Annotated in this window: 19 protein-coding genes; 5 read left to right on the top strand and 14 right to left on the bottom strand. The window is 72.8% G+C overall.

The genetic code is table 11. The features are described 5' to 3' along the window. Positions 1-132 precede the first annotated feature (132 nt). The 14 genes from hypE to AC5WAM_RS37205 all read right to left on the bottom strand — a co-directional run bounded on the left by hypE (position 133) and on the right by AC5WAM_RS37205 (position 14807). Complete coding sequence (hypE, locus tag AC5WAM_RS37270) at positions 133-1167, bottom strand: hydrogenase expression/formation protein HypE (RefSeq protein WP_495520276.1); 1035 nt, start codon at positions 1165-1167, stop codon at positions 133-135. Further along, entirely contained in the window at positions 1164-2297 is a 1134-nt protein-coding gene (gene hypD / locus AC5WAM_RS37265; RefSeq protein ID WP_495520275.1) for a hydrogenase formation protein HypD, read from the bottom strand. Before hypD ends, hypE begins: the two co-directional genes overlap by 4 nt. Further along, the gene (locus tag AC5WAM_RS37260) at positions 2294-2974 is read right to left on the bottom strand and encodes a CBS domain-containing protein (protein ID WP_495520274.1); all 681 of its coding nucleotides are present in this window, start codon (positions 2972-2974) and stop codon (positions 2294-2296) included. Before AC5WAM_RS37260 ends, hypD begins: the two co-directional genes overlap by 4 nt. Continuing rightward, positions 2967-4316 carry a Ni/Fe hydrogenase subunit alpha gene (locus tag AC5WAM_RS37255; RefSeq protein ID WP_495520273.1) on the bottom strand — a complete coding sequence of 450 codons (1350 nt, stop codon included), beginning with the start codon at positions 4314-4316 and terminating at the stop codon, positions 2967-2969. The genes AC5WAM_RS37260 and AC5WAM_RS37255 overlap by 8 nt, the downstream gene beginning before the upstream one ends. After that, the gene (locus AC5WAM_RS37250; protein WP_495520272.1) at positions 4313-5095 is read right to left on the bottom strand and encodes an NADH-quinone oxidoreductase subunit B family protein; all 783 of its coding nucleotides are present in this window, start codon (positions 5093-5095) and stop codon (positions 4313-4315) included. The genes AC5WAM_RS37255 and AC5WAM_RS37250 overlap by 4 nt, the downstream gene beginning before the upstream one ends. Further along, positions 5095-5955, bottom strand: a complete 861-nt coding sequence (locus AC5WAM_RS37245; protein ID WP_495520271.1) for an FAD/NAD(P)-binding protein — start codon at positions 5953-5955, stop codon at positions 5095-5097. Before AC5WAM_RS37245 ends, AC5WAM_RS37250 begins: the two co-directional genes overlap by 1 nt. Continuing rightward, a complete protein-coding gene (locus AC5WAM_RS37240; RefSeq protein ID WP_495520270.1) occupies positions 5952-6104 on the bottom strand; it encodes a hypothetical protein in 153 nt (50 codons plus the stop codon). The genes AC5WAM_RS37245 and AC5WAM_RS37240 overlap by 4 nt, the downstream gene beginning before the upstream one ends. Further along, a complete protein-coding gene (locus AC5WAM_RS37235; RefSeq protein WP_495520269.1) occupies positions 6101-7279 on the bottom strand; it encodes a 4Fe-4S dicluster domain-containing protein in 1179 nt (392 codons plus the stop codon). The genes AC5WAM_RS37240 and AC5WAM_RS37235 overlap by 4 nt, the downstream gene beginning before the upstream one ends. A gap of 167 nt (positions 7280-7446) precedes the next feature. Continuing rightward, complete coding sequence (locus tag AC5WAM_RS37230; RefSeq protein WP_495520268.1) at positions 7447-7959, bottom strand: flavodoxin domain-containing protein; 513 nt, start codon at positions 7957-7959, stop codon at positions 7447-7449. A 13-nt stretch (positions 7960-7972) separates the two neighbouring features. Next, positions 7973-8704, bottom strand: a complete 732-nt coding sequence (locus AC5WAM_RS37225) for a CBS domain-containing protein (protein ID WP_495520267.1) — start codon at positions 8702-8704, stop codon at positions 7973-7975. Positions 8705-8736: 32 nt separating this feature from the next. After that, positions 8737-11523, bottom strand: coding sequence for a bifunctional acetate--CoA ligase family protein/GNAT family N-acetyltransferase (locus AC5WAM_RS37220; RefSeq protein ID WP_495520266.1), 2787 nt, complete (start codon positions 11521-11523; stop codon positions 8737-8739). Between the two features lie 126 nt (positions 11524-11649). After that, complete coding sequence (locus AC5WAM_RS37215) at positions 11650-11907, bottom strand: HypC/HybG/HupF family hydrogenase formation chaperone (RefSeq protein ID WP_495520265.1); 258 nt, start codon at positions 11905-11907, stop codon at positions 11650-11652. Positions 11908-11913: 6 nt separating this feature from the next. Beyond that, complete coding sequence (hypF, locus tag AC5WAM_RS37210; RefSeq protein ID WP_495520264.1) at positions 11914-14304, bottom strand: carbamoyltransferase HypF; 2391 nt, start codon at positions 14302-14304, stop codon at positions 11914-11916. Further along, positions 14301-14807: a hydrogenase maturation protease gene (locus tag AC5WAM_RS37205; RefSeq protein WP_495520263.1), complete on the bottom strand. Its 507-nt coding sequence runs from the start codon at positions 14805-14807 to the stop codon at positions 14301-14303. Before AC5WAM_RS37205 ends, hypF begins: the two co-directional genes overlap by 4 nt. 125 nt (positions 14808-14932) lie before the next feature. On the opposite strand from AC5WAM_RS37205, the gene AC5WAM_RS37200 reads away from it, so the two are divergent. The 5 genes from AC5WAM_RS37200 to AC5WAM_RS37180 all read left to right on the top strand — a co-directional run bounded on the left by AC5WAM_RS37200 (position 14933) and on the right by AC5WAM_RS37180 (position 19966). Then, entirely contained in the window at positions 14933-15829 is an 897-nt protein-coding gene (locus AC5WAM_RS37200; RefSeq protein WP_495520262.1) for a universal stress protein, read from the top strand. A gap of 60 nt (positions 15830-15889) precedes the next feature. Continuing rightward, positions 15890-16477 carry an Rv1733c family protein gene (locus AC5WAM_RS37195; RefSeq protein WP_495520261.1) on the top strand — a complete coding sequence of 196 codons (588 nt, stop codon included), beginning with the start codon at positions 15890-15892 and terminating at the stop codon, positions 16475-16477. A gap of 263 nt (positions 16478-16740) precedes the next feature. After that, entirely contained in the window at positions 16741-18249 is a 1509-nt protein-coding gene (locus tag AC5WAM_RS37190) for a zinc-binding dehydrogenase (RefSeq protein ID WP_495520260.1), read from the top strand. A 40-nt stretch (positions 18250-18289) separates the two neighbouring features. Beyond that, complete coding sequence (locus AC5WAM_RS37185) at positions 18290-18919, top strand: nitroreductase/quinone reductase family protein (protein WP_495520259.1); 630 nt, start codon at positions 18290-18292, stop codon at positions 18917-18919. Positions 18920-19597: 678 nt separating this feature from the next. After that, positions 19598-19966, top strand: coding sequence for a DUF190 domain-containing protein (locus tag AC5WAM_RS37180; protein ID WP_495523728.1), 369 nt, complete (start codon positions 19598-19600; stop codon positions 19964-19966). Positions 19967-21369: the final 1403 nt, after the last annotated feature.

Here is a 21369-nt window from a genome sequence, read left to right as displayed (position 1 = left end):
GCGTGACCGGTGTACGCAGTCTCAGCTCCTCGATGGGCGGGAGGTCCGACCGGTAGCGCCGCATGTCCACACTGCCCGGCCGTAGCGGCCCGCGCGCAAAGCGCGGTCCTCTGCGGCCTCGCCTGCAACCTCTCAGCAGATGCGCGGCAGTTGCTCACCGAGGGGCATGTCCACAACGCGGCGGGCGCCGACCAGCGTGCGCAGGGTAACGCGGCCGGGAGGCCCGTCCGTCACAGTACCGATCCGGGTCGCAGACGCCCCCTCGGAGCAGGCACGGAGCGCGGCCAAGGCCCCTTCCGCGACGCTGGGGGCGACGAAGGCCACCAGGCAGCCCTCATTGGCGACCGTCAGGGGGTCGAGGCCGAGCATGTCACAGGCAGCTGCGACCGGTTCGGGGACCGGCACGGCACGCTCGTCGATCTCGATCGACACCTTCGCGTCAAGGGCGATCTCGTTGAGGGCGGCGGCGAGGCCGCCTCGGGTCGGGTCGCGGAGGGTGTGGAGGCCGGGGCCGAACGGGCCGAGCGCCGCGACGAGATGGTGCAGGGGGCGGGTGTCGGAGGCGATGTCGGACTCGAAGCCGAGGCCTTCGCGGGTGGACAGGACTGCCGTGCCGTGCAGGCCGATGGGGCCGGACAGCAGGATCGCGTCGCCCGGGCGGGCGCGGGCCGCGGACGGAGTGAGGCCCGCGATGCGGCGGCCCACCCCGGTGGTGGTGAGGAACAGTTTGTCGGCGGCGCCTCGGCCGACCACTTTGGTGTCTCCCGTGATGACGGGCACCGGCACGGCACGGGCGGCCCTGCCCAGGGAGCTCAGGGCGGCCCTCAGGTCGGCGAGGGGCAGGCCCTCCTCCGCGATCACCGCGCAACTCAGTGCGAGCGGCAGCGCTCCGCGCATCGCGAGGTCGTTGACCGTGCCGTGGACGGCGAGAGCACCGATGTCACCTCCTGGGAAGGTGAGCGGGCTGACCACGAACGCGTCGGTGGACATCATCAGTTGAGGCTGGGTGGGGATGGGGGACGCGTCCTCCAAGGGGCCACCGGTGTGTTCCGCCACCACGGGAAGCACCAAGGCGTTGAGGAGTTCGGCAGTGAGCTTTCCGCCCGCGCCGTGGCCGAGCAGCAGCCGTTCGGATTCCTGGTACGGGACGGGGCAGTCAAGGCTCATGCGGGGCTCTCTTCACTCGGTGCGGCCGGATTGGGGGCGAGGACGCGGGGGCGGCCTGCCGCATGGAACGCCGCGCATGTTCCCTCCGCCGACACCATTGGTGCGCCCAACGGCGTACGCGGTGTGCAACGCACCCCGTACGCCGGGCATTGCGTGGGCAACAGGGCGCCTGTGAGGATCGCTCCCGCGACGCATTCGGGGTCCTCGATGGAGTGCAAGTCGGTGAGGTCGAAGCGGCGGGTGGCGTCGAAGTGGGCGTAGCGCGGGGCGAGGTCGAGGCCGCTGGCGGGCAGCGTGCCGATGCCGCGCCAGGCCCGGTCGGTGATGCGGAAGACACGGCGCAGCACGTCCTGCGCCGCGGCGTTGCCGGTGCGGCGTACGGCGCGCGCGTACTGGTTCTCCACCTCGTGCCGGCCGGACTCCAGCTGGCACACCGCCATGAGGATGCCTTCGATGAGGTCGAGGGGTTCGAAGCCGGTGACCACGATCGGCACGCGGTGGGTGGCGGCGATCGGTTCGTAGGCGTGCCAACCCATGACGGCGCACACGTGTCCTGCGGCGAGGAACGCCTCGACCTCGCAGTCGTCGGAGGTGAGGAGCGTGGTCATCGCGGGCGGTACGAGGACGTGGCTGACCAGCAGCGAGAAGTTGTCCAGGCCCAGGCGCTCGGCGTGCAGGACGGCCATGGCGTTGGCGGGAGCGGTGGTCTCGAACCCGACGGCCAGGAAGACGACGTGGCGGTCCGGGTGCGCGGCAGCGGTGCGGACCGCGTCCGTGGGCGTGTACACCACGCGTACGTCCGCGCCGCGCGCCCGCAGCGACAGCAGGTCCGTCGTCGTGCCGGGCACGCGCAGCATGTCTCCGAAGCTGGTGAGGATCACCTCGGGGCGCGCGGCGAGTGCCATCGCCCGGTCGAGAATCTCCAGCGGGGTGACGCAGACCGGGCAGCCGGGTCCGTGGATCATGCGGATGCCCGCGGGCAGCAGTTCGTCGATGCCCTGGCGGACGAGGGTGTGCGTCTGCCCGCCGCACACCTCCATGATCCGCCAGGGGCGGGTGGCGACGCGGCGCAGCTCGTCCAGGAGGCGGCGCGCCAGCGCCGGGTCGCGGTACTCGTCGAGGTACTTCACGGCTCGCTCACGGGGTGGGACAGGTCGAGGCGGATGTCGACGACGCCTTCGACCGCGCGGGCGGCCCGGGCGAGGACGGGGACGAGCGCCTTGTCCCGAAGGGTGCCGCCGAGCGTGACGACGCCCTGTTGCACGCGGACCTCGACCCCAGCCGAGAACGGCAGCGGGGCGAGGACGCTGCTGCGGATCTCCTCGGCGATCTCCTCGTCCTCGCGCAGGAAGACCTTGAGCAGGTCGCTGCGGCTCACCACGCCTTGCAGCAGGCCGGAGCCGTCGACGACGGGCAGTCGCTTGACGCGGCGCCGGGCCATGATCCGGGCGGCTTCGGCGAGGGTGGCGTCGGCGTGGACGGTGACGGCCGGGCTCGACATCAGCTCGGCGGCAGTGACCGCGCCGGCCTTGGCCATGTCGGACAGGCGGCGCAGGACGTCGTAGCGGGTGGGGTCGGCGTCGCGGAGCTCCTCCTTGGGCAGCAGATCCGCTTCGGACACGACGCCTATGACGCGGCCTTCGCCCTCCAGGACCGGCAGGGCACTGATCTTCCACTGCTCGATGAGTTCCACGATCTCTTTGAAGGAGGCGTCACGGCCGATGGCGATGGTCGTGTGGGTCATCACGTCGCTCACGCGGTACGCGTGGTGGACAGGCGGCGGGTCGGTGCGCGGTGCGTCAGTCATCGGAGCCTCCAGTGGTACGGACGACGGTCAGGTCCAGGAAGTGGGTGGCGCAGGAGATGCACGGGTCGTGGTTGCGGATCGTCCGCTCGCACAGGTCCGTCAGCTCCTCGTCGGTCGTGTCCCGTGCGGCGAGCGCCCGGGACGCGGTGCGGCGCAGGTCGTCCTCGATCGCTCCCTGGTTCTGCGCGGTCGGCGGCACGAGCAGCGCGTCGGTGACGGTGCCGTCGGCGTCGAGGGCGTACCGGTGGTAGAGCAGTCCGCGCGGCGCCTCGGTCGCGCCGTGTCCGGTGCGGGCGGTGGGCGGGACCTCGACGTAGGGACGCTCCGGCGGCTCGTACGTCTCGATGATCCGCAGCGCCTCGTCGACGGCGTACACCACCTCCACGGCCCTGACCAGGATCGAGCGGTAGGGGTTGCGGCAGACTCCCCCGTCATACGGGTCGCCGAGTCCGGCCTCCCGGACCGCCTGAGTCGCCGTGCGGGACAGCCACCGGCCGCTGATCGCGAACCGGGCCAGGGAGCCCGTGAGATGGCGGCGTCCGTCGAGCCGGGCGTGCAGGGCGGTGGAGTGCGGCACCTGCTCCTCACGGACGCGCAGCGGGAAGTCGTACACGGGGAAAGTGGTGAGCGTGCCGTCGGTGCGCAGGACGGCTGGTGTCCCCGACTCGACGGCGTACGTTCCCGGGGCCGCCAACGCCAGGAAGTCGGCGTCCACCTCGGCATCGGGGAAGTCGAAGCCCGCCACCCACCGCACGGTCTCCCAGGCGTCTTCCAGAGCCCGCCGCAACCGCTCCGCCAGCGGCCGCAGTTCACCGGGGGGCGGCGCGCGGTGGAAGCCGCCGAGGCGGATGTTCACGGGGTGGACGGCTCGTCCGCCGAGCAGTTCGAGGAGGGCGTTGCCCGTCTGCTTCAGGCGCAGGCCGCGCTCGACATCCGTACGCCGGGTGCGGGCGAGGTCGATCGCACCGTCGCAGCCGAGGAAGTCGGGGGCGTGCAGCAAGTAGATGTGCAGGGTCTGGCTCTCGATCCACTCCGCGCAGTACAGCAGGCGGCGCAGCGCGCGGATCCCGGGCGGGATGTCGATGCCGCAGGCGTCCTCGATGGCCGCACAGGCGCTCATCTGGTAGGCGACGGGGCAGATCCCGCAGACGCGCGCGGTGATGTCGGGTGGCTCGGTGTGGGCGCGGCCGCGCAGCAGCGCCTCGAAGAAGCGCGGTGGTTCGTAGATGTTCAGATGCGCCTCGGTCACTTCGCCGTCGTGGACACGCAGCCGGAGGGCGCCCTCGCCCTCGACCCGGGAGAGGGAGCCGACGTGCAGCACACGGGATCCTCGGTGGGTCACGGCCGTCGCTCCTCTCCGAGGGCGTCGAAGGCGGGGGCGTTGAAGGTGTGCAGGAGGCGCTCGACGGCCTTCTCGTCGAGGCCGTCGCGGCGCAGCCGGGACACCAGCGCGGGCAGGTTCGCCGAGCCGGAGGGGCCGAAGCAGCCGAAACAGCCGCGCCCGTATGCCGGGCAGACGGCGCCGCAGCCCGCATGGGTGACCGGGCCCAAACAAGGGGTGCCGTGGGCCACGGTGACGCAGACGGCGCCGCGTCGCTTGCACGCGAAGCACACGCTGTGGTCGGGGATGTCGGGCTTGCGTCCGGTGAGGTGGGCGGTGAGGACCTCCAGGAGCTGGCGGCGGTCGACGGGACAGCCGCGGAGTTCGAAGTCGACGTCCACGTGTGCGGACACCGGGGTGGAGGTGGCGAGGGTGTCGAGGTAGTCGGGCCGGGCGTACACGATGCGAGCGAACTCCTCGACGTCGGCGAGGTTCCGCAGCGCCTGGATGCCGCCCGCCGTCGCGCAGGCGCCGATGGTGACCAGGTACCGGGACCCGGCCCTGATGCGCCGTACGCGGGCGGCGTCCTCGGCGGTGGTGACCGAGCCCTCGACGAGGGCCACGTCGTACGGTCCGGGGCGGACCGCGCTGGAGGCCTCCAGGAAGTGGGCGATCTCCACCTGTCCGGCGAGGCCGAGGAGCTCGTCCTCGCAGTCCAGGAGGGTGAGCTGGCAGCCGTCGCAGGAGGCCAGCTTGAACACGGCGAGCGTGGGCGTGGCGGGCGGAGCGGAGGTGGACATCACAGCTCCCGTATCGACAGCAGCGGTTCGGCCCGGTCCCAGTCGACGACCGCGCCGTCCCGGCACAGCAGCAGCGGGCCGAGCTGGCAGTGGCCGCAGGTCCCGGTGGCGCAGCGCATGTTGCGTTCCAGGGACACACGGATGCGGTCGGCGGCGACTCCGCGGTGGACCAGGTCGCGGGCGGTGGCGCGGATCATAGGTTCGGGGCCGCAGACGAAGGCCCAGGACCGCTCCGGGACGTACCGCGCGCGGTCCAGGAGGCGGGTGACCAGGCCGACCTCACCGGCCCATGCGGACTCCGCACGGTCGACCGTGACGCCGGTGTACGCGGTCGGCCACCGGCGCGTCTCGTACTTGGCCAGCAGGTCGGCCGGGGTCCGGGCGCCGATGAGGACGTTGACGCGGCCGTAGCGGCGCGGCGCGGCGACCGCGTCGCGGATCAGCGGGCGCAGCGGGGCGAGCCCGATGCCGCCCGCGACCACGACCACGTCCTGCCCCAGCGCCCGCTCCAGTTCCCAGCCGGTGCCGTACGGGCCGCGCAGTCCCAGGACGTCCCCGACCCGGGAGGCGCACAGCCCGGCGGAGACGGCACCCACGGCACGCACGGTGTGGGCGAGGCCTCCGGTGGCGGGGATGGAACTCACCGACAGGGGGATCTCACCGCGACCGAAGCAGTGCACCATCGCGAACTGGCCGGGCACGAAGTCCGGGAGAGCCACGTCGACGGGGTCGAGGCGGAGCGTCACCGCATCGGGTGTCTCGTGCCAGCGGGCGACCACGCGATGGGGCACGGGCAGGCGCGGTTCGGCGCGCGCCGCCGCCGGTGCGCGGTGCCGGGTGGGGGCGTTCTGCGTGGTCATGGCGCACCGCCGACGGTGGGGGCGTACAAGCCGAGCAGGCTGGTTTCCTGCGGGATGGCGACCTCATGGGCGACGCTCGTGAGCCGGGCGAGGTGGTCCGTGCTCGGTGCCCGCGTCCAGCGGACCGGGGCCGTGGTGGTGTCGTTCATGGCCGTGCCCTTCCGTCGCTGTGCGCGGTCGGGGCGTCCCCGGTGGCCCTCGCCTCGTGTGCGGCGGCAAGGGCGGCGGCCTCCTCAGTGATGTCGATGCCGGCCGGGCACCAGGCGACGCACCGCCCGCAGCCCACGCAGCCGCCGGTGCCGAACTGGCCGTGCCAGGTGGAGAGCTTGTGCGTGAGCCACTGGCGGTAGCGGCTGCGGCCCGAGGCCCGCACCGGCCCACCGTGGAGGCGGGAGAAGTCGAGGTCGAAGCAGGAGTCCCAGCGCTGCCACCGCTCGGTGTGGTCCCCGGTGAGATCGGTGACCTCCTCGGTGGTGGTGCAGAAGCACGTGGGGCACACCATGGTGCAGTTGGCACACGTCAGGCAGCGGGACGCGACGTCGTCCCAGCGCTCGGCGTCCATGCTCGCGCCCATCAGGGCCTTCAGGTCGACGGGCGGCAGGGACCGGCCCATCCGTTCGCGGGCGGCATCGACAGCTCCCCGGGCCACGGACTCGGTCGTCAGGTCCGCTTCTCGGTGCGGAACCGCGGCGAGCACGCGCGCGCCGTGCTCGCTTCCCACCCGGACGAAGAAGCGGTGACCGTCGTCGTCGACGACTTCGGTGAGCGCGAGGTCGAAGCCCGCATCGGCTGCCGGGCCTCCGCCGGTGGAGACGCAGAAGCAGGTCGCGCCCGGTTCGGTGCATTCCGCGGCTATCAGCAACGCCCCCCTCCGGCGCTCCTGATAGCACACGTCCGGGGAGCGACCGCCTGCCAGGACGCGGTCCTGAATGGCGATGGCACGCAGGTCGCAGGGCCGCACGCCGAGGAACGCGTAGGCAGGTGCGTCACGGTGCGCCACGGTGTACCGCGGCGTGCCGTCGAGTCCGCGCCGGGCGCTCCACAACTGCTCGCGCTGCGGGTGCAGGAACGCCTTCCACGACTGCGGTCCAACACTGTGCGCGAAAGCCGCGCCGTCCTTGCGGCGGACCAACCGGTAGCGCCCTGCGCCGAGTTCGACCCCCCAGCCGAACGGAAGCGCGTCGGCGGACTCCAGGGCGTCGAGGACGATCGCGCCGTCGCGGACCGTGGGGCCCACGACGGTACGGCCGTCCGCCACCAGCGCGGTGACCAAGGCGGCGAGGCCGGTCCGGTCGATCACTGCCGTGGCTCGAATGACGTCCATGGAGTCCTCCTCGTGCCGGGCTTCGCGTCTTCGCTCTACTGCCGGACGTGCCGTGCGTGTCCGGCGTCCTGCCGGAACGCAGAACGGAACAGATGCCGCTCGGGCCCCGGACGGGGCTCCGACGGGAGTCGGCCCGAGGGCCTGGCGGGCCCCGCCCCGGGCTCCGGTCACCCCGTGCGGGACGTCAGCGACAGGAGCTCTCGCGCGACGCCGTCCGCCCAGGTCTTCACCGCCTCGAAGTCGCGGAAGTCGCCGCCCTTGCCGGAAGCGACGATCCTCCGCGCGACCCAGCCGTCGGCCCGCTCGTCGAGGCACCCGCCGAACGTCACGTGGCCGCGGACGTCGAGTCGGCGCGCCAGGCGACCTATCGGAGGCGGCGGCGGAATCTCGCGCTCCGAAGCTGAGGAGTCCAGCGGACCGCTGCTGAACAGCCACAGCGGGAGCCGGGCCAGGGCCCGCCGGTGGCGGTGCGCGAAACGGCGGGCGTCGCGCTGCCACCGCCCGGCGTAGAGGGCGCCGCCGAGGACCACCGCGGTGTACGGCGTCAGATCCCGTACTGCGTCGGCGGACCGCACCTCGACGAGCAGACCGGCCTTGCGGAGCTCGTCACCGACCGTGCGGGCCAGTTCGGCGGTCGATCCGTACGTCGATCCGTAGGCGACGAGGACTGTCGATGTCATCGCGGCACCACCCTCACAGCTTGCGCAGCCAGTCGTCGGCGACGCCCTTGAGGGCCTCGTCGCTGGGCCGCAGATGGGAGTCGTCGAAGCGGTAAATGAGCTTGTCGACGACGGCGACGACACCGTCGATCTGCTGGGTCATGCGCACGGCGACGGGCACCTCGCTGCGCCGCTCCAGCTGCCCGCACAGGGTCGCCACGCCGTCGAGGACCTCCACGTCCACGGTCTGCGGGGCCAGCCAGAGCGTGTTCACCAGGACCTCTTCGACGATCTCCCGGCGGATCTCGTCATCGGGCCGCAGGAAGACCTGGAGGAGGTCGCGGCGGGTGACGATGCCGACGAGCCGGTCCTCGTCGTCCACGACCGGGAGCCGTTCCACGCGGTGCCTGGCCATGGTGCGGGCGGCCTCGGCGATGGTGCCGTCGGCGTACACCGTGAGGGCGGGCTGTGACATGAGCTGTCCCGCCGTGCGCGCGTGGGCCTTGGCCTCGCGCCTGCGCGCACCCGGCAGCAGCTTGCGCCAGCGGACGGCACGGGCGGGCGCGTACGGGTCCTCGCTCTCCGCCTGCCGGATCATGAGGTCGGTCTCGGAGAGCACGCCGATGACCTGTCCGTCGCCGTCGACCACCGGCAGGCCGCTGATGCCGTGGCCGGTCAGGAGCCGGGCCACTTCCTTGAACGGAGTGTCGTACGCGGCGGTGACGACGTCACGCGTCATGACCGAGCCGACCTTGCTGTGCTTCATATACGTTCGCCTCCTCGGCGCACCGCTCGGATTCAGCGGAGTCGTCGTAGTTGTCGCAGGTAGGGGTCGTCGGAGTGACGCGGCAGGAGCCGGATCCGCGCGTCCAGGGCGGTGACCCGCTCGGGCCGCGCCAGGACCGGGTTGAGGTCGGCCTCGGCGAGCTGCGGCAGGTCGCTCGCGAGCCGCGAGAGCCGCAGCAGCAGGTGCTCCAGGCCTTCGAGGTCCACCGGACCGCCACCGCCGCGCCCGAAGAGCAGCGGGGCGCAGCGCGGCGCGGTGATCAGGTCGTGCACGTCGTGGTCGGTGAGCGGGGCGAGCCGGGCGGCGTGGTCGGCGAGCACCTCGGTGGCGGTGCCGCCGAGACCGAAGAGCACCAGCGGCCCGAAGATCTCGTCCTGGACGACGCCGGCGAACAGTTCGGTGCCGCGTGCGGCGAGCGGCTGGACGACGACGCCGGTCATCAGGTGCCCGAAGCGGGTCTCCAGGTCCCGGAAGGCGGCGCGGACCTGGGAGTCGCCGCGCAGGTCGAGGTGGAGCGCGTGCTGCTCCGCCTTGTGCAGCAGGCCCGGCCAGTGCGCCTTGAGGACCACGAGGCCGCCCGGCCCCTTGAGCCGTTCGGCGGCCAGGACCGCGTCGTCCTCGGTCTCGGCCCAGGCCCAGGGCAGTTGGGGGATGCCGTAGCAGTCCAGGAGTTCGGCGCACTCGGCCGGGTCGAGCCAGCCGCCTTCGGGGTGCCGGTCGAGGTAGGCCTCGACGGCCGCGTGGGCGCGGGGCGCGTCCACGTCTGTGAGGTCGGGCGTGGTGCCGGGCGGGCGGGCCAGCCACCGGCCGCGCTCGACCGCGTGGGCCAGGGCGCGGGCGGCCCCCTGCGGCTCCGCGTACGCGGGGACGGTGGCGGTGGAGGTGGCGGTGGACAGGAGGCGTACCGGCTGCTCCTGGTCGATGAGCACCGCGGCGACCGTCTTGTCACGACGCCGGTCCGGGGCGTGGGTGAGGGACCGGACCAGGACGTCGCCGGTCGCCGCGGCGACCGCGGTGGGCACGAGCGCCACCAGGATCGCGTCGACGCACCCGCTGTCCGCGATGCGGTCGACGCAGGCACGCAGCTGCGCTTCGCTCACGGCGGCGGTGGTGTCGACAGGGTTGGTGGCGGCCGCCCCGGCGGGGAGCACGTCCAGCACGTCGTCGATCAGACGGGCGCCGAGCGGCGGCAGGGCGAGGCCGGCCTCGGCGCACGCGTCGGCGGCCAGAACGCCGGCGCCGCCCGCGTTGGTGACCACCGCGACGCGGCGCCCCGCAGGCAGCGGCTGGGCGTGCAACAAGGCTGCCGCTTCGAGGAGTTCGGAGACGGAGTCGGTGGCGGTGATCCCAGCCTGGGCGAACAGCGCACGGCGCGTCATGGTGTGGGTGGCGGCCGCGGCGGTGTGTGACGCGGCGGCGGTGCGGCCCGCCTCGGTGCGGCCGGCGTCGACGGTCAGGATGGGCAACTTGCGGGTCACGCGTCGTGCGGTGCGGGAGAAGGCCCGGGGGTTGCCGAACGACTCCAGGTGGAGCAACGCCAGGTCGGTGGTTCCGTCGTCCTCCCACCACTGCAGCAGGTCGTTGCCGCTCACGTCGTACTTGTCGCCCAGCGAGACGAAGCTGGACACGCCGACGCCGAGCCGGGCGAGGCCGCTGAGCAGCGCGATGCCCACGCCGCCGGACTGCACGGCCACTCCTGCCGTGCCGGGCGCGGGATGCGCGGCGGCGAAGGTGGCGTCGAGGGCGATGTCCGCCTCGGTATTGGCAAGGCCCAGGCAGTTGGGGCCGACCAGGCGCATGCCGTGGACGCGGCAGGTGTCCAGCAGGGACCGCGCCTGGGCGGCGTCGAGGCCGGAGGAGACGGTGAGCAGGGCGCGTACGCCGAACTTGCCGCACTCCTGGGCGACCTCCGGGACGCGGTTCGCGGGTACGGCGAGGATGGCCAGGTCCGGGACCTGGGGCAACGAACCCACGCTGGGGTAGGCATGGACGCCGAGGACCATGAGCGCGCGCGGGTGGACCACGAACACCCGGCCCTGGAAACCGCCGGTGCGCACATTGCGCAGCACGGCCCGGCCCACCGAACCCGGCTTGCTGCCGGCTCCGACGACCACGACCGACTCCGGGCGCAGCAGGGGCCGCAGACTCGCCACGTCGGCAGTGCTGCCGCGGGCCTCGACCGCGGTCAGATAGGCGTCCGTCCGGTCGAGTCGGACGACGCACCGCACCTCCCCGCCCTCGAAGCGGCGCGCGGTGCTCAGCCCAAGGTCGGCGAACACCTTCAGCACTTCGTGGTTCTCGGCGAGCGCGTCCGCGGTGAACGCCGTGATCCCCTCGGCACGGGCTGCGGACACCAGGTGCTCCAGCAACAGGGTGCCCACGCCCCGGTGGTGCCATTCGTCCGCGACGGCCAACGCGATCTCGGCGGTGACCTGGCCGGGCGTCGCGGCATCCGCCTCCGTGATCTCGTACTCGGTGATCCCGATCAGGCGGCCCTCGTACTCGGCGAGGAGCACGCGATAGTCGGCACGGGCAGCCCTCTCGGCCCCCGGGCCACCCGACGCGGCGCACCTGCGCACGCGGGCCGCGGCCTGCGCGGCCGAGCGCGAGCTGGCCACGAAGAACCTGAACCGCAGGTACTCCGGGGACATCGCCTCGTACAGGCGCAGCACCGCGTCGTGGTCTTCCGGCCGCGCGCACCGGATGCGGACGGTGGTGCCGTCGGCGAGCAGGGCGTGCGTGGAGCCGTCGACGGTGGTACGTGGAGCGGGAGAACGGGATGCGGTGCTGCCGGTCATGGCCTACCTCGCGCCTCTGTTCGGTCGGTTGACGTCTTCAGCGTCCAGCTCCGCAGACGTGCGGCGCAGTGGCCGGGCGGGCAGGAGCCGGGGCCGGGCGGGGCCGGCGGGCGGGCCGAACGGCCCTCAGGGCAGCGGTTCGCCGAGTTCGCCCTCGACCGCGGCGGCCATCGACCGCAGCACCTCCAGCGTGCGGTGCGCCTCCGCCTCGTCGACCTCGGCGATCGCGAAGCCGACGTGCACGATCACATAGCTGCCGACGGCGGCGCCCGGCGTGTAGCTCAGGCACGCCTCGCGCCGCACGCCACCGAAGTCGACGGTCGCCATGCGCAGTCCGGCGTCGTCGTACAGGTCGAGCACGCGGCCGGGAATCCCCAGGCACACTGCGGCTCACCTCCCCTTCCGCTCGTGGGCGAGGCGTGCGGCGGCGACCGCCGCCTGGCCGTAGCTGATGCCGCCGTCGCCGACGGGCACGTCGCTGCCCACCAGCACGCGAAGGCCCAGGGCGCGCAGTCGTCTGCGCACGTGGGTGAGCAGCAGGACATTGGCGAAGCAGCCGCCCCCCAGGCACACCGTGCGCGGCGCGCCCGCCTCGACGGCCCTGGCCACCAGGTCGGCGGTGGCGGCCGCGAGGGCGAGGTGGAAGGCTGCGGCGAGCCGCGACACGGGTTCGCCGCTCGCCTGGCGTTCCAGCAGGTCACCGAGGGTCGTCGCGCAGTCGTACACCCATAGGTCCCCCACGCGCACGACGCGGTGGCGCAGGGGCACGGCGTGCTCCTGCCCGGCCACCGCTTCCAGAGCGGCGGCTGCTTCCCCTTCGTAGCTGTTGGTGTCGACGAGCCCGAGGAGGCTTGCCACGGTGTCGAAGAGCCGTCCGGCACTGGAGGCGCGGGGGCTGTTGACTCCGCGCGCGACCATGGCACGGACCAGGTCGGCCTGCCGGGGATCGATGCGGCCGAGGAACGCGCCGGCGGCTTCGGCAGGAGAGGGCGAACCGAGCGGCTCGGCCCCGAAGAGGTACCCGAGCGCCATGCGGTACGGGTGGCGCACGGCCGCGTCGCCGCCGGGCAGCGGCGCGGTCGCGAACCGTCCCACGCGCCGGTGGCTCCGCAGGTCGGCCACCAGGATTTCGCCGCCCCACAGCGTTCCGTCATCGCCGAGGCCGAGCCCGTCGTAGGCGACGCCGAGGAACGGCCCGCGAAGCCCGTGTTCGGCGGCGCACGCCGCCACATGTGCGTGATGATGCTGTACGGGCAGGTGTCGCAGCGGCTGGGCGAGTGCCCACTGGGTGGACAGGTAGCCGGGGTGCAGGTCGTGCGCGAGAACGCACGGGGTGATGCCGGTGAGGCGGCACAGGTCGGCGTACCCGCCCTCGAAGGCCTCGAACGTGGCCGCGTCCGCCAAGTCGCCATGGTGCGGACCGAGGTGGGCCCGATCTCCCCCGGCGAGCGTCACGGTGTGCTTGAGCTGCGCTCCGGTGCCCGCGATCGGCACGGGCGCCTTGGGTGCGAGGGGCAGCGGTGCGGGGGCCAGGCCACGGGCACGGCGCAGGGTGAGCGGAAGGCGCCCGGCGGCGAGGACCACGGAGTCGTCGTAGCGGGCGCGGATCGGCCGGTCGTGGGTGAGGAAGCCGTCGGCCACGGAGGCGAGAGCGCGTCGGGCCTCGGCGTCGTCGATGACGATCGGCTCGTCGGAGAGGTTGCCACTGGTGACGACGAGGGGCCGGTCCAGCTCTTGGACCAGGAGGTGGTGCAGCCCTGTCGTGGGCAGGAAGAGGCCGAGGCGTCCGGTGACGGCCGACGGCCCTGGCCCCGTCGTCCCGCTGCTGGAACTGGGCGCCGGGTGTACGCCCTCCGCGACGGGCGATGCTCCCCCGCCGCGCACGGTCCGGGGCCGCAGCAGCACCAAGGGCCGCGCGGGCGAGGTCAGCAACGCCCGCTCCGTGCTGTTCAGCCGGGCCAGTCGCCCGGCCGTCCGCTCATCGCGCACCATCACGGCGAACGGCTTCACCGGCCTGCGCTTGCGCCGCCGCAACTCGGCCACGGCGGCCGAGTCCGTCGCGTCGCACACCAGCTGGTATCCGCCCAGCCCCTTCACGGCGACGATCCCCCCGTCGGCGACGACACCCACGGCGGCCTTCAGAGCCCGCTCGCCGCGCAGATCGCCCCAGGCGAGCGTCGGCCCGCACACCGGGCAGGCCACGGGCTCGGCGTGGAAGCGGCGGTCACGGGGATCGGCGTACTCCGCAGCGCAGTCGGCACACATCGGGAACCGGCGCATGGTGGTGCGGATCCGGTCGTAGGGCAGGTCCTCGATGATGGTGGCCCTCGGCCCGCAGTCGGTGCAGTTGACGAACGGGTACCGGTACCGGCGGTCGTCCGGGGACCACAACTCGCGCAGACAGGCCGCGCAGATCGCCGCGTCGGGCGGGATTTCTCGTGGAGCGGGGGCGCCGCGCCGCAGGGGCCCGCTGCGGCGGACCGTGAAGGCCTTCGACCTCGCCGCGTCGTCGCTTCCCGCGGAACGCGGCGGACCGGCGGCGTCCGACGTCGTCCACACGACGTCGCGTACGCGCGCGAGCACCGGCGCGTCCGCGCGCAGCCGCCGTCCGAACTCCACGACGGCGTCCTCAGGTCCCGCGACCACCCCCTCGACGTGGCCGTCCACGTTCGCGACCCAGCCCGTCAGCCGGAGCTCCCCGGCGATCCGGTGCACGAACGGCCGGAAGCCCACGCCCTGCACGGTCCCGTGGACCACGAAGCCGCGCGTCACACGGTTCACGGTGCGCCCCGGGCCGCGGCGTCGCGGTGTCGTACGATCTCCCGCTCGACGGACTCGGCGAGCGGCCCGACGGTGGCCGCGACCGCGGGAGACAGGCCTGTGCCCAGCGAGTTGTCGGATCCCTCGACCGCGAACACGACGAGGCGGCCGGGCAACCTGCCCAGCACGCGGGCGAGTTCGACGGCTTCACCGAGCCCCAGCCCGTGCGAACCTGCGGCCGAGGGCTGCGCGAGCCGTTGGGCGTCCAGCTCGATGCGGTGCACGCGGCCGGGAGTTCCGGGATGCGCGTGCGCGGCATCCAGGATCACCGCGAGATCGGCACCTTCCCACAAGGTGATGAGCCGACCGGGCTCGCCGTCACAGGTGTCGAGCGTCGTCCCGGGCGGAAGCGGCCGCGCCGTGCTGCGTTTCAGGATCCGTGCGACGACCGCCGGGCCGAGCCCGTCGTCGTGCCGGTACTCGTTGCCGACGCCCACCACGGCGATGCGTGTCCGTTCCTTCATGTCCCCAGCGTCGGCGTCCGCGCCCGGCGGCAAGCAGGGGCCGAACGGTCCCTTCCGGAGGCCGGTGCGCCCGTGTCCCCGCCACGCGCACCGCGCGACGCTTGCAGCACAGGGAGGTGAGGTCGATGCTCCAGCCGATCGTGGTGGGTCTGGACGGCTCAGGTGAGAGTGTCGCGGCCGCGGACTGGGCGGCTCGGGAAGCGCTGCGTCGCGGTCTTCCGCTACGCGTGGTGCACGCCTGGGAGGGGCTGCCGGGCGACGACGAACCGGTGAGCCTGCCCGAGTTGGCGGCTCCCCGGTTCTGGGCGCGCCGGATCCTGCGCTCCGCCGTGGACCGGCTCGACGAGGATCACCCGCAGGTCTCGGTGTCCGCCGAGCAGATCCGCAGGCCACCGGTACCGGCGCTGCTGGCCGAGGCAGAGGCGGCGGAGCTGCTGGTGCTCGGCAATCAGGGCTTCGGGGGTCTCGGCGGGCTCCTGGCCGGGTCCGTGGCCATGGCGGTGGTGGCTCGCGCGCGCACTCCCGTCGTACTCGTGCGGGCCGGGTTCGACGCCGTGGACGAGCACGTGCTCAACGGCGACCGCGAAGCCTCGGCCGGGAACCCGTACCGACCGGTGGTGGTCGCACTCGACCTGCGCCACGCCTGCGACGAACTGCTCACCTTCGCCTTCGAGGCGGCCCGCCACCGCGCCGCACCGCTGCACGTCCTGTACGCCTGGCGGCTGCCGAACACGCGCGGCGGCACCGACGAACAGGGGCACGTGCCGACCGAGCGCGACGCCGAGTGGGTCCTTGAGTCCGTACTCGAACCGTGGAAGGACAAGTACCCCCAGGTCGCTGTCCACGCGACGGCGGAGTACGGCCGCCCGGTCCCCGCGGTGTCCCGTGCCGCGCGGTACGCGGGGCTCCTCGTCCTGGGTCGTGAGATCCGGCACGGACACCTGGGAAGCCATACCGGCCACGTCACGCACATGGCCATTCACCAGGTGAGCTGTCCCGTCGCCGTCGTCGCGCACGAGTGAGGAGCGACAGGCCGGAGAACCGGTGGGTGTCGCGCGATGGACCGGGGTGGTGTGGGATCGATGCGGACGTTTCGAGGTGCGAGGAGCCCGGGCTGGCGGTGGCGGAACAACCCGCTGCGCCGCCGCAGCGATGTGGTGGAGGCCTGGATCTTCCTGTTCGCGTGGCTTGTCGGCTTGGGCGCAGGCACCGCAGTCGGCCTCGTGGGCGCACACGCCATGGAGGACGCCGTCGAGCGGCAGCGCTCCGGGCGGCAGCCGGTCCACGCCGTCCTGTCGGAGACGGCGCCTACCGGTGCACGCGACGCGAACACCGGCGCCGAGTTCGACCGCGTACGGGCGCGGGTGCGCTGGGCCGATGACGGCGGCACGCTCCGCCAAGGGAGCGCATCCGTGCGGCCCGGCACCAAGAAGGGCACGGAGCTGACTCTCTGGGCAGACCCGCACGGCCGTCTGGTCTCCGCCCCCATCAGCCGTACGGACGGCACCACGCGTGTGGTGGTGACCGGCGCCGGCACCGCTTCGGTCACCTGCCTGGTGTTCCTCGCGGGCGGGCGCCTGGCGCGACTGCGCGTCGAGCACCAGGCCACCGAGCGATGGGGGCAGGAGTGGGACCAGCTGGGACCGCAATGGGGCCGCGCGGCCGGCTGACGGCGGCGCCTAGGACAGCGCGCTTCCCGAGAACCGCAGCCGTCACGGCCTCTCCCTTCGGCGGAGACGGACTCGCTGGCTCGGGTCCCCGCCCCCCACGGGCAGCCAGTCCCCGGGGCGGCATCGACGTGCGGACCCACACGGCACACGGGCCGACGGGTCCGTACCCATCTGTCGCCAGTAGGAGGCGCCTTGGCCCCAGGACAGCGACCCGACGGACCCGCAAGGCTGAGAGTGACCGGGAGGAAGGGAGTACATCAGCCATGGCAGACAGCGCTTTCCGCTCCTTCCGTGCGCTGCGCACGGAACTGTCCCGCGCCGCCGTCCGCACCGCACTGCGTTCCAGCGCGCACTGGCCGCTCAGCCGCACACGACTACTGCTCACCTACACGGATCCCGAGACCGCACGCGTGCACACGCTCCCCGTCCGCTACTGCCGCTCGGCCGATGGCGAGGACATCCAGGTTCTCGTCGAAGACGCCCGGCGGGAGAACTGGTGGCGCAGCCTACGTCCGGCCGCCCCGGTGCGACTGCGGCTGCGCGGACGCACGGTCGACGCGACCGCCGAGGTACTGGACAGCGCCCTGCTGCCGCAGGAGGCCCGGGCCGCTCTGACGGTCTACCGGCAACGGCGCCCCCGGGCCGGGGTCGCTCACGGCGGTGTGGTGATGGTGCGTCTGCGGCCTCGTCGGTCCGGTTCCGCGCCGCGGACAGGAGAAGAGACGAACCGGCGGATCGTCGTCCCGCGCTTCGGCGGACCACGCACGCTCCGCCTGGTGGAGGAGACGCTGCCGGAGCCCGGGTTCGGCGAGGTACGGGTGGCCGTCGCCGCGGCGGAGGTCAACTTCACCGACGTACTGCTACGGGAGGGCGTCTACCCAGGCGGCCCGAGGCCGCCCTTCACCCCCGGCTACGACCTGGTCGGCACGGTCGACGCCATCGGCCCGGGGGTCATGGACTGGACAGTCGGGCAGCAGGTGGCGGCTCTGACGGTGTACGGCGCCTATGCCGACTACGTCTGCCTGCCCGCTCGCAGCCTGGTGCGCGTGCCTGCGGATATCGACCCGCTCCAGGCCGTCGGCCTCGTCCTCAGTTACGTGACGGCACATCAGCTCCTGTACCGTGCCGCCGACGCGGCGAAGGGCGAGCGCGTCCTGGTCCAGGGGGCCGCCGGTGCGGTCGGCACCGCCGCGCTGCAGCTGGGGTTGCGCGACGGCTTGGAGATGTACGGCACGGCCGCGGGCGAAGGCGTCGCGCGCGTCGCCGAACTCGGCGCGACGGCTCTGGACCACACGCGTGGGAACGTGCCCGCCCGGGTGCGCGCGCAGACCGGTGGTGGTGTGGACGTCGTCCTCGACGGCATCGGCGGCCGTACGGCATGGGACTCGCTCCGGTCGTTGCGCCCGGGCGGGCGGCTGATCCTGTTCGGTCATCACTCGGCGCTCTCCCACGGACGGCGAAGCCTCCCCCGCGCCCTCGGCTTCTACCTGGTCGGGGCCGCGGTCTTCGCGGCCGCCGCACTTCCGGGGCGCAGGCAGGTGACGATCTATCGGATCGCGGCACTCCGCGATCTCCACCCCGACTGGTACAGCGAGGACTTGGGTCGACTGTTGCACCTGCTCGAAGCCGGCGAAATCACTCCGCCGCCGGCCACGGCCCTGCCCCTGGACCAGGCAGCCCGGGCCCACACGAGCCTCGGGCAGGGACACCTCACCGGCAAGTACGTGCTCGTCCCCGCCCGTCCCGCCGGGCCGTTCCGAACACCCACGTGACGGCTTGACTTCGAGAGGGACACGGGAGGAGTGAATCGCCGTGACCGCTCGCGCTCAGGCGCGCCGGCGCCTCCACCACATGAACAAGGCCATGGTCCTGATGTGGCGCTTCGGCTGGGGGCCGTGGATCAACATCTGGCCACCGGTGATCGGCCACATCATGGTCCTCACCCGCGTCGGACGCGTATCCGGCGCACCCCACCGGAGACCGGTCGACTACGCAGTCGCCGAGGAGGGGTCCGGGCGTCCCGGCCACCCACCGGACCTCTACTGCACCGCCGGATTCAGCGCGGCAACGGACTGGTACCGCAACGTGAGGGCCCACCCCGAGGTCGAGGTCTGGCTGCCCGACGGCAGGTGGTCCGCGCGGGCCGAGGAGGTCACCGACCCGCAAGAGCGGATCGCGGGTCTGCGCGACGTACTGGTGGCGAGCGGATTCGCGGCCCACACCGTGGGGCTCGGCCCTCGCAGGATGACCGATGAGGAGCTGGCCGAAGCGACAGCCGAGTACCGCCTGATCCGCCTGCGCCGCATCGCTCCCCGCACCGGCCCCGGCGGACCGGGGGGCCTGTGGTGGGTCTGGCCCCTGGTCACGGCCGCTCTCCTGGCACGCGCCCTGCGCGGGCACGTACCGAACGCGGTTCGTACGACCGTCAGCGGGCGGGACTGAGGAAAGCACTGTCCGACCTGCCATCCGGCCGGGGCGAAGGCGGCAAGGGCCCCCGCGCCGACCATCGTCCCCGGACCGATCACCACCGACACTTGAGCGCTGCCTCACGTAACCGGCCCCGGCCCGCGGCTGCTCGGTGCCCCTATGGCCACGACGGCAGGGCATGATGGCCCCCGGCCGGAACCGACAGCCCCTCCCCTGACACTCACCAACGCGCTCCAATGGAATGCGAGAGCAGCCGTGGCAGAGCGAGAGCAACGGCCCCGCAAAGAGCCATGACTCACCGCGGCGGCCCGGAGGCGGTGTCCCGGACCGCCGCGGCGCAGGCCGGGGAGGCGGCTCATGTTCGACGAGGATCGCAGGGCGGCCGCGGGACGGCTCGCGCGACGCCTCAAGGATCTGCGCGACCGGGACGTCGTCGTGCTCGGTGTTCCGCGCGACGTGGCACCGGTGGCTTCCGAGGTGGTCCGGGCGCTCGACCCGCCAGGGAACGGCCTCGTCACACACACAGAATTCGGATCTCATGGCAGCCGGGCCAAGGCTTCGGCGCGCTCGGCGACCACGGAGCGCGTGTCCTCCGACCCCCTCACCGCCGTCGCGCCCAGGAACGCGCGTCGGTCTTGGTGGCGGTATGGGCCGCGGCATGGCCAACACGCAGATCCTGTCGAGGAGGCGATCATGGCCAAACTGACCAGGCGCGCGCTGCGCGTGACGATCTTCACCGGGGAGCACGACGGCTGGCACCACCGACCGCTGTATACCGAGATCGTGCACAGGGCGCACAAGGCCGGCCTCGCCGGGGCGTCGGTGTTCCGCGGCATCGAGGGGTTCGGCGCCTCGTCGCTGATCCACACGACCCGGCTGTTGTCACTGAGCGAGGACCTGCCCGTCGCAGTGGTCATCGTCGACGACGAACAGCGCGTCCGGTCCTTCTTGCCGCAGCTGGACGACCTCATCGTCGAAGGTCTGGTGATGCTCGACGCCTGCGAGACCATCCGGTATGCCGCCGGGCCCGAGGGACGCACGGAGCGCACCGGCCGCCGATGACCGCCGATCAGCAGATGGCGCACCGTCGTGGCGCGGTACTGGTCCGGCGACCCGGAACCGACACGCCGCTCTCCCTCCGGGCCGGTTCGCCGTCGAACTGAACGTGGACGTGCGATGCCGCGCGTGCGGCCCGGCGAGCCCCCAGGAGAAGTGCCACCGCCCGATCCCACAGGTGTGTCCCGCTATGCCGTGGCCATCGAGTCCTGAGCGATGTCCGAGCGGCGACGTGAACCGTGGAGCCCTTCGGCCCGACCCTCCGACGGGTCTGGGGTACTCATGCCGTCGGGTCCGGACGATACGTTTTCACTCGGAGAGACGGCGCCCGTCGCCGTCTTGCGAGTCGAGTTCCGCCGGGCCATGAGCCGCTACCACCTCGGTGACGGGCAACCGTGGCGACCGTGGCCACGTGCCTCCCCTTCTCTTCCAGTTGCAGTCCAGGGAGGCCCGTCACTGGGTGAGGAACTGAACTTCGCCATGATCGTGAAATCGCGGGCCGACTCGCCGTGCCCCCGTAGTCGCGCGCCCGAACACTGCCCCTTCAGCGGCCCGGGTCAGGGTCTGGGCCATATGGCCCACAGAAGGGCCATAGCACCCTGTTCCACCATGTCCGTCCCGTGCTATGCCGAAAGTGTGGGAACGATGGTTTTCACGACCCGGTGGCGTCGCGTCCGATACGACGCCGGGCTCCCCGCGTCGGCGGCGCCACCTTGCGGGGACGTTCCGAAGAGGTCGCGATGGCTCTCGGAACGGCGGCCGTCGCACTTTGGGCGGGCGATGACCGCGTGCGTCATGTAGGGAGGCGGACTCTGCTCTCCCTGCATGGCGCACTCCCTCATCGATGTCTAAGAGAACAGCACACGCCGCGGGGCCGGGGGCTGCCCGAGACGACGCTGGACTTGCCTCCCCACCCCTGGCGGCGGGGTGGACGCGGGAGCCGCCCACGGAGGCCCCGCGTGCCGGCCCCGCCGGGGACCACGGTGATGAAGCTGCCATCGTGGTGGTGGCCGGATGCAAGCGGGAGGGCAACGGGCCACCTGTCCGTGCAGGCTGATCGCGCGGACACCCCTCTGCCCGTGAGCAGGAGAGGCGGCCGCCTCCCTGGGCCCGGGCCGACGGCCGCCCTGCGCGAGAACTTGCGTCTTCCCCTGCCGCTAGCCCTCGCGCGGGAACGTCCTCAGCGGGTCGGGGCGTGCGGGAGTCCACCCCATCCTGAAACGCCGCGAGGACGGGGGCCGGTGTTCGCCGTCCCGTCCCAAGAGGCCGAGTCTCCGGCCGACCGGGGCCGACGAGTTGCCGTGCCCGAGGGCCGGGACGACTGGGGAACAAGTCCTCCGTCTGAGACAGTAGGACGTTTCCAGTGACCGGTACCAGCGCGTCTTTTGGACTCCTCAGGTTCGGACTGG

The organism is Streptomyces sp. JLYT201, from assembly GCF_059448825.1.
Note: the sequence above shows the minus strand (reverse complement) of the source record. Positions and strands in the feature narration are given on the sequence as shown.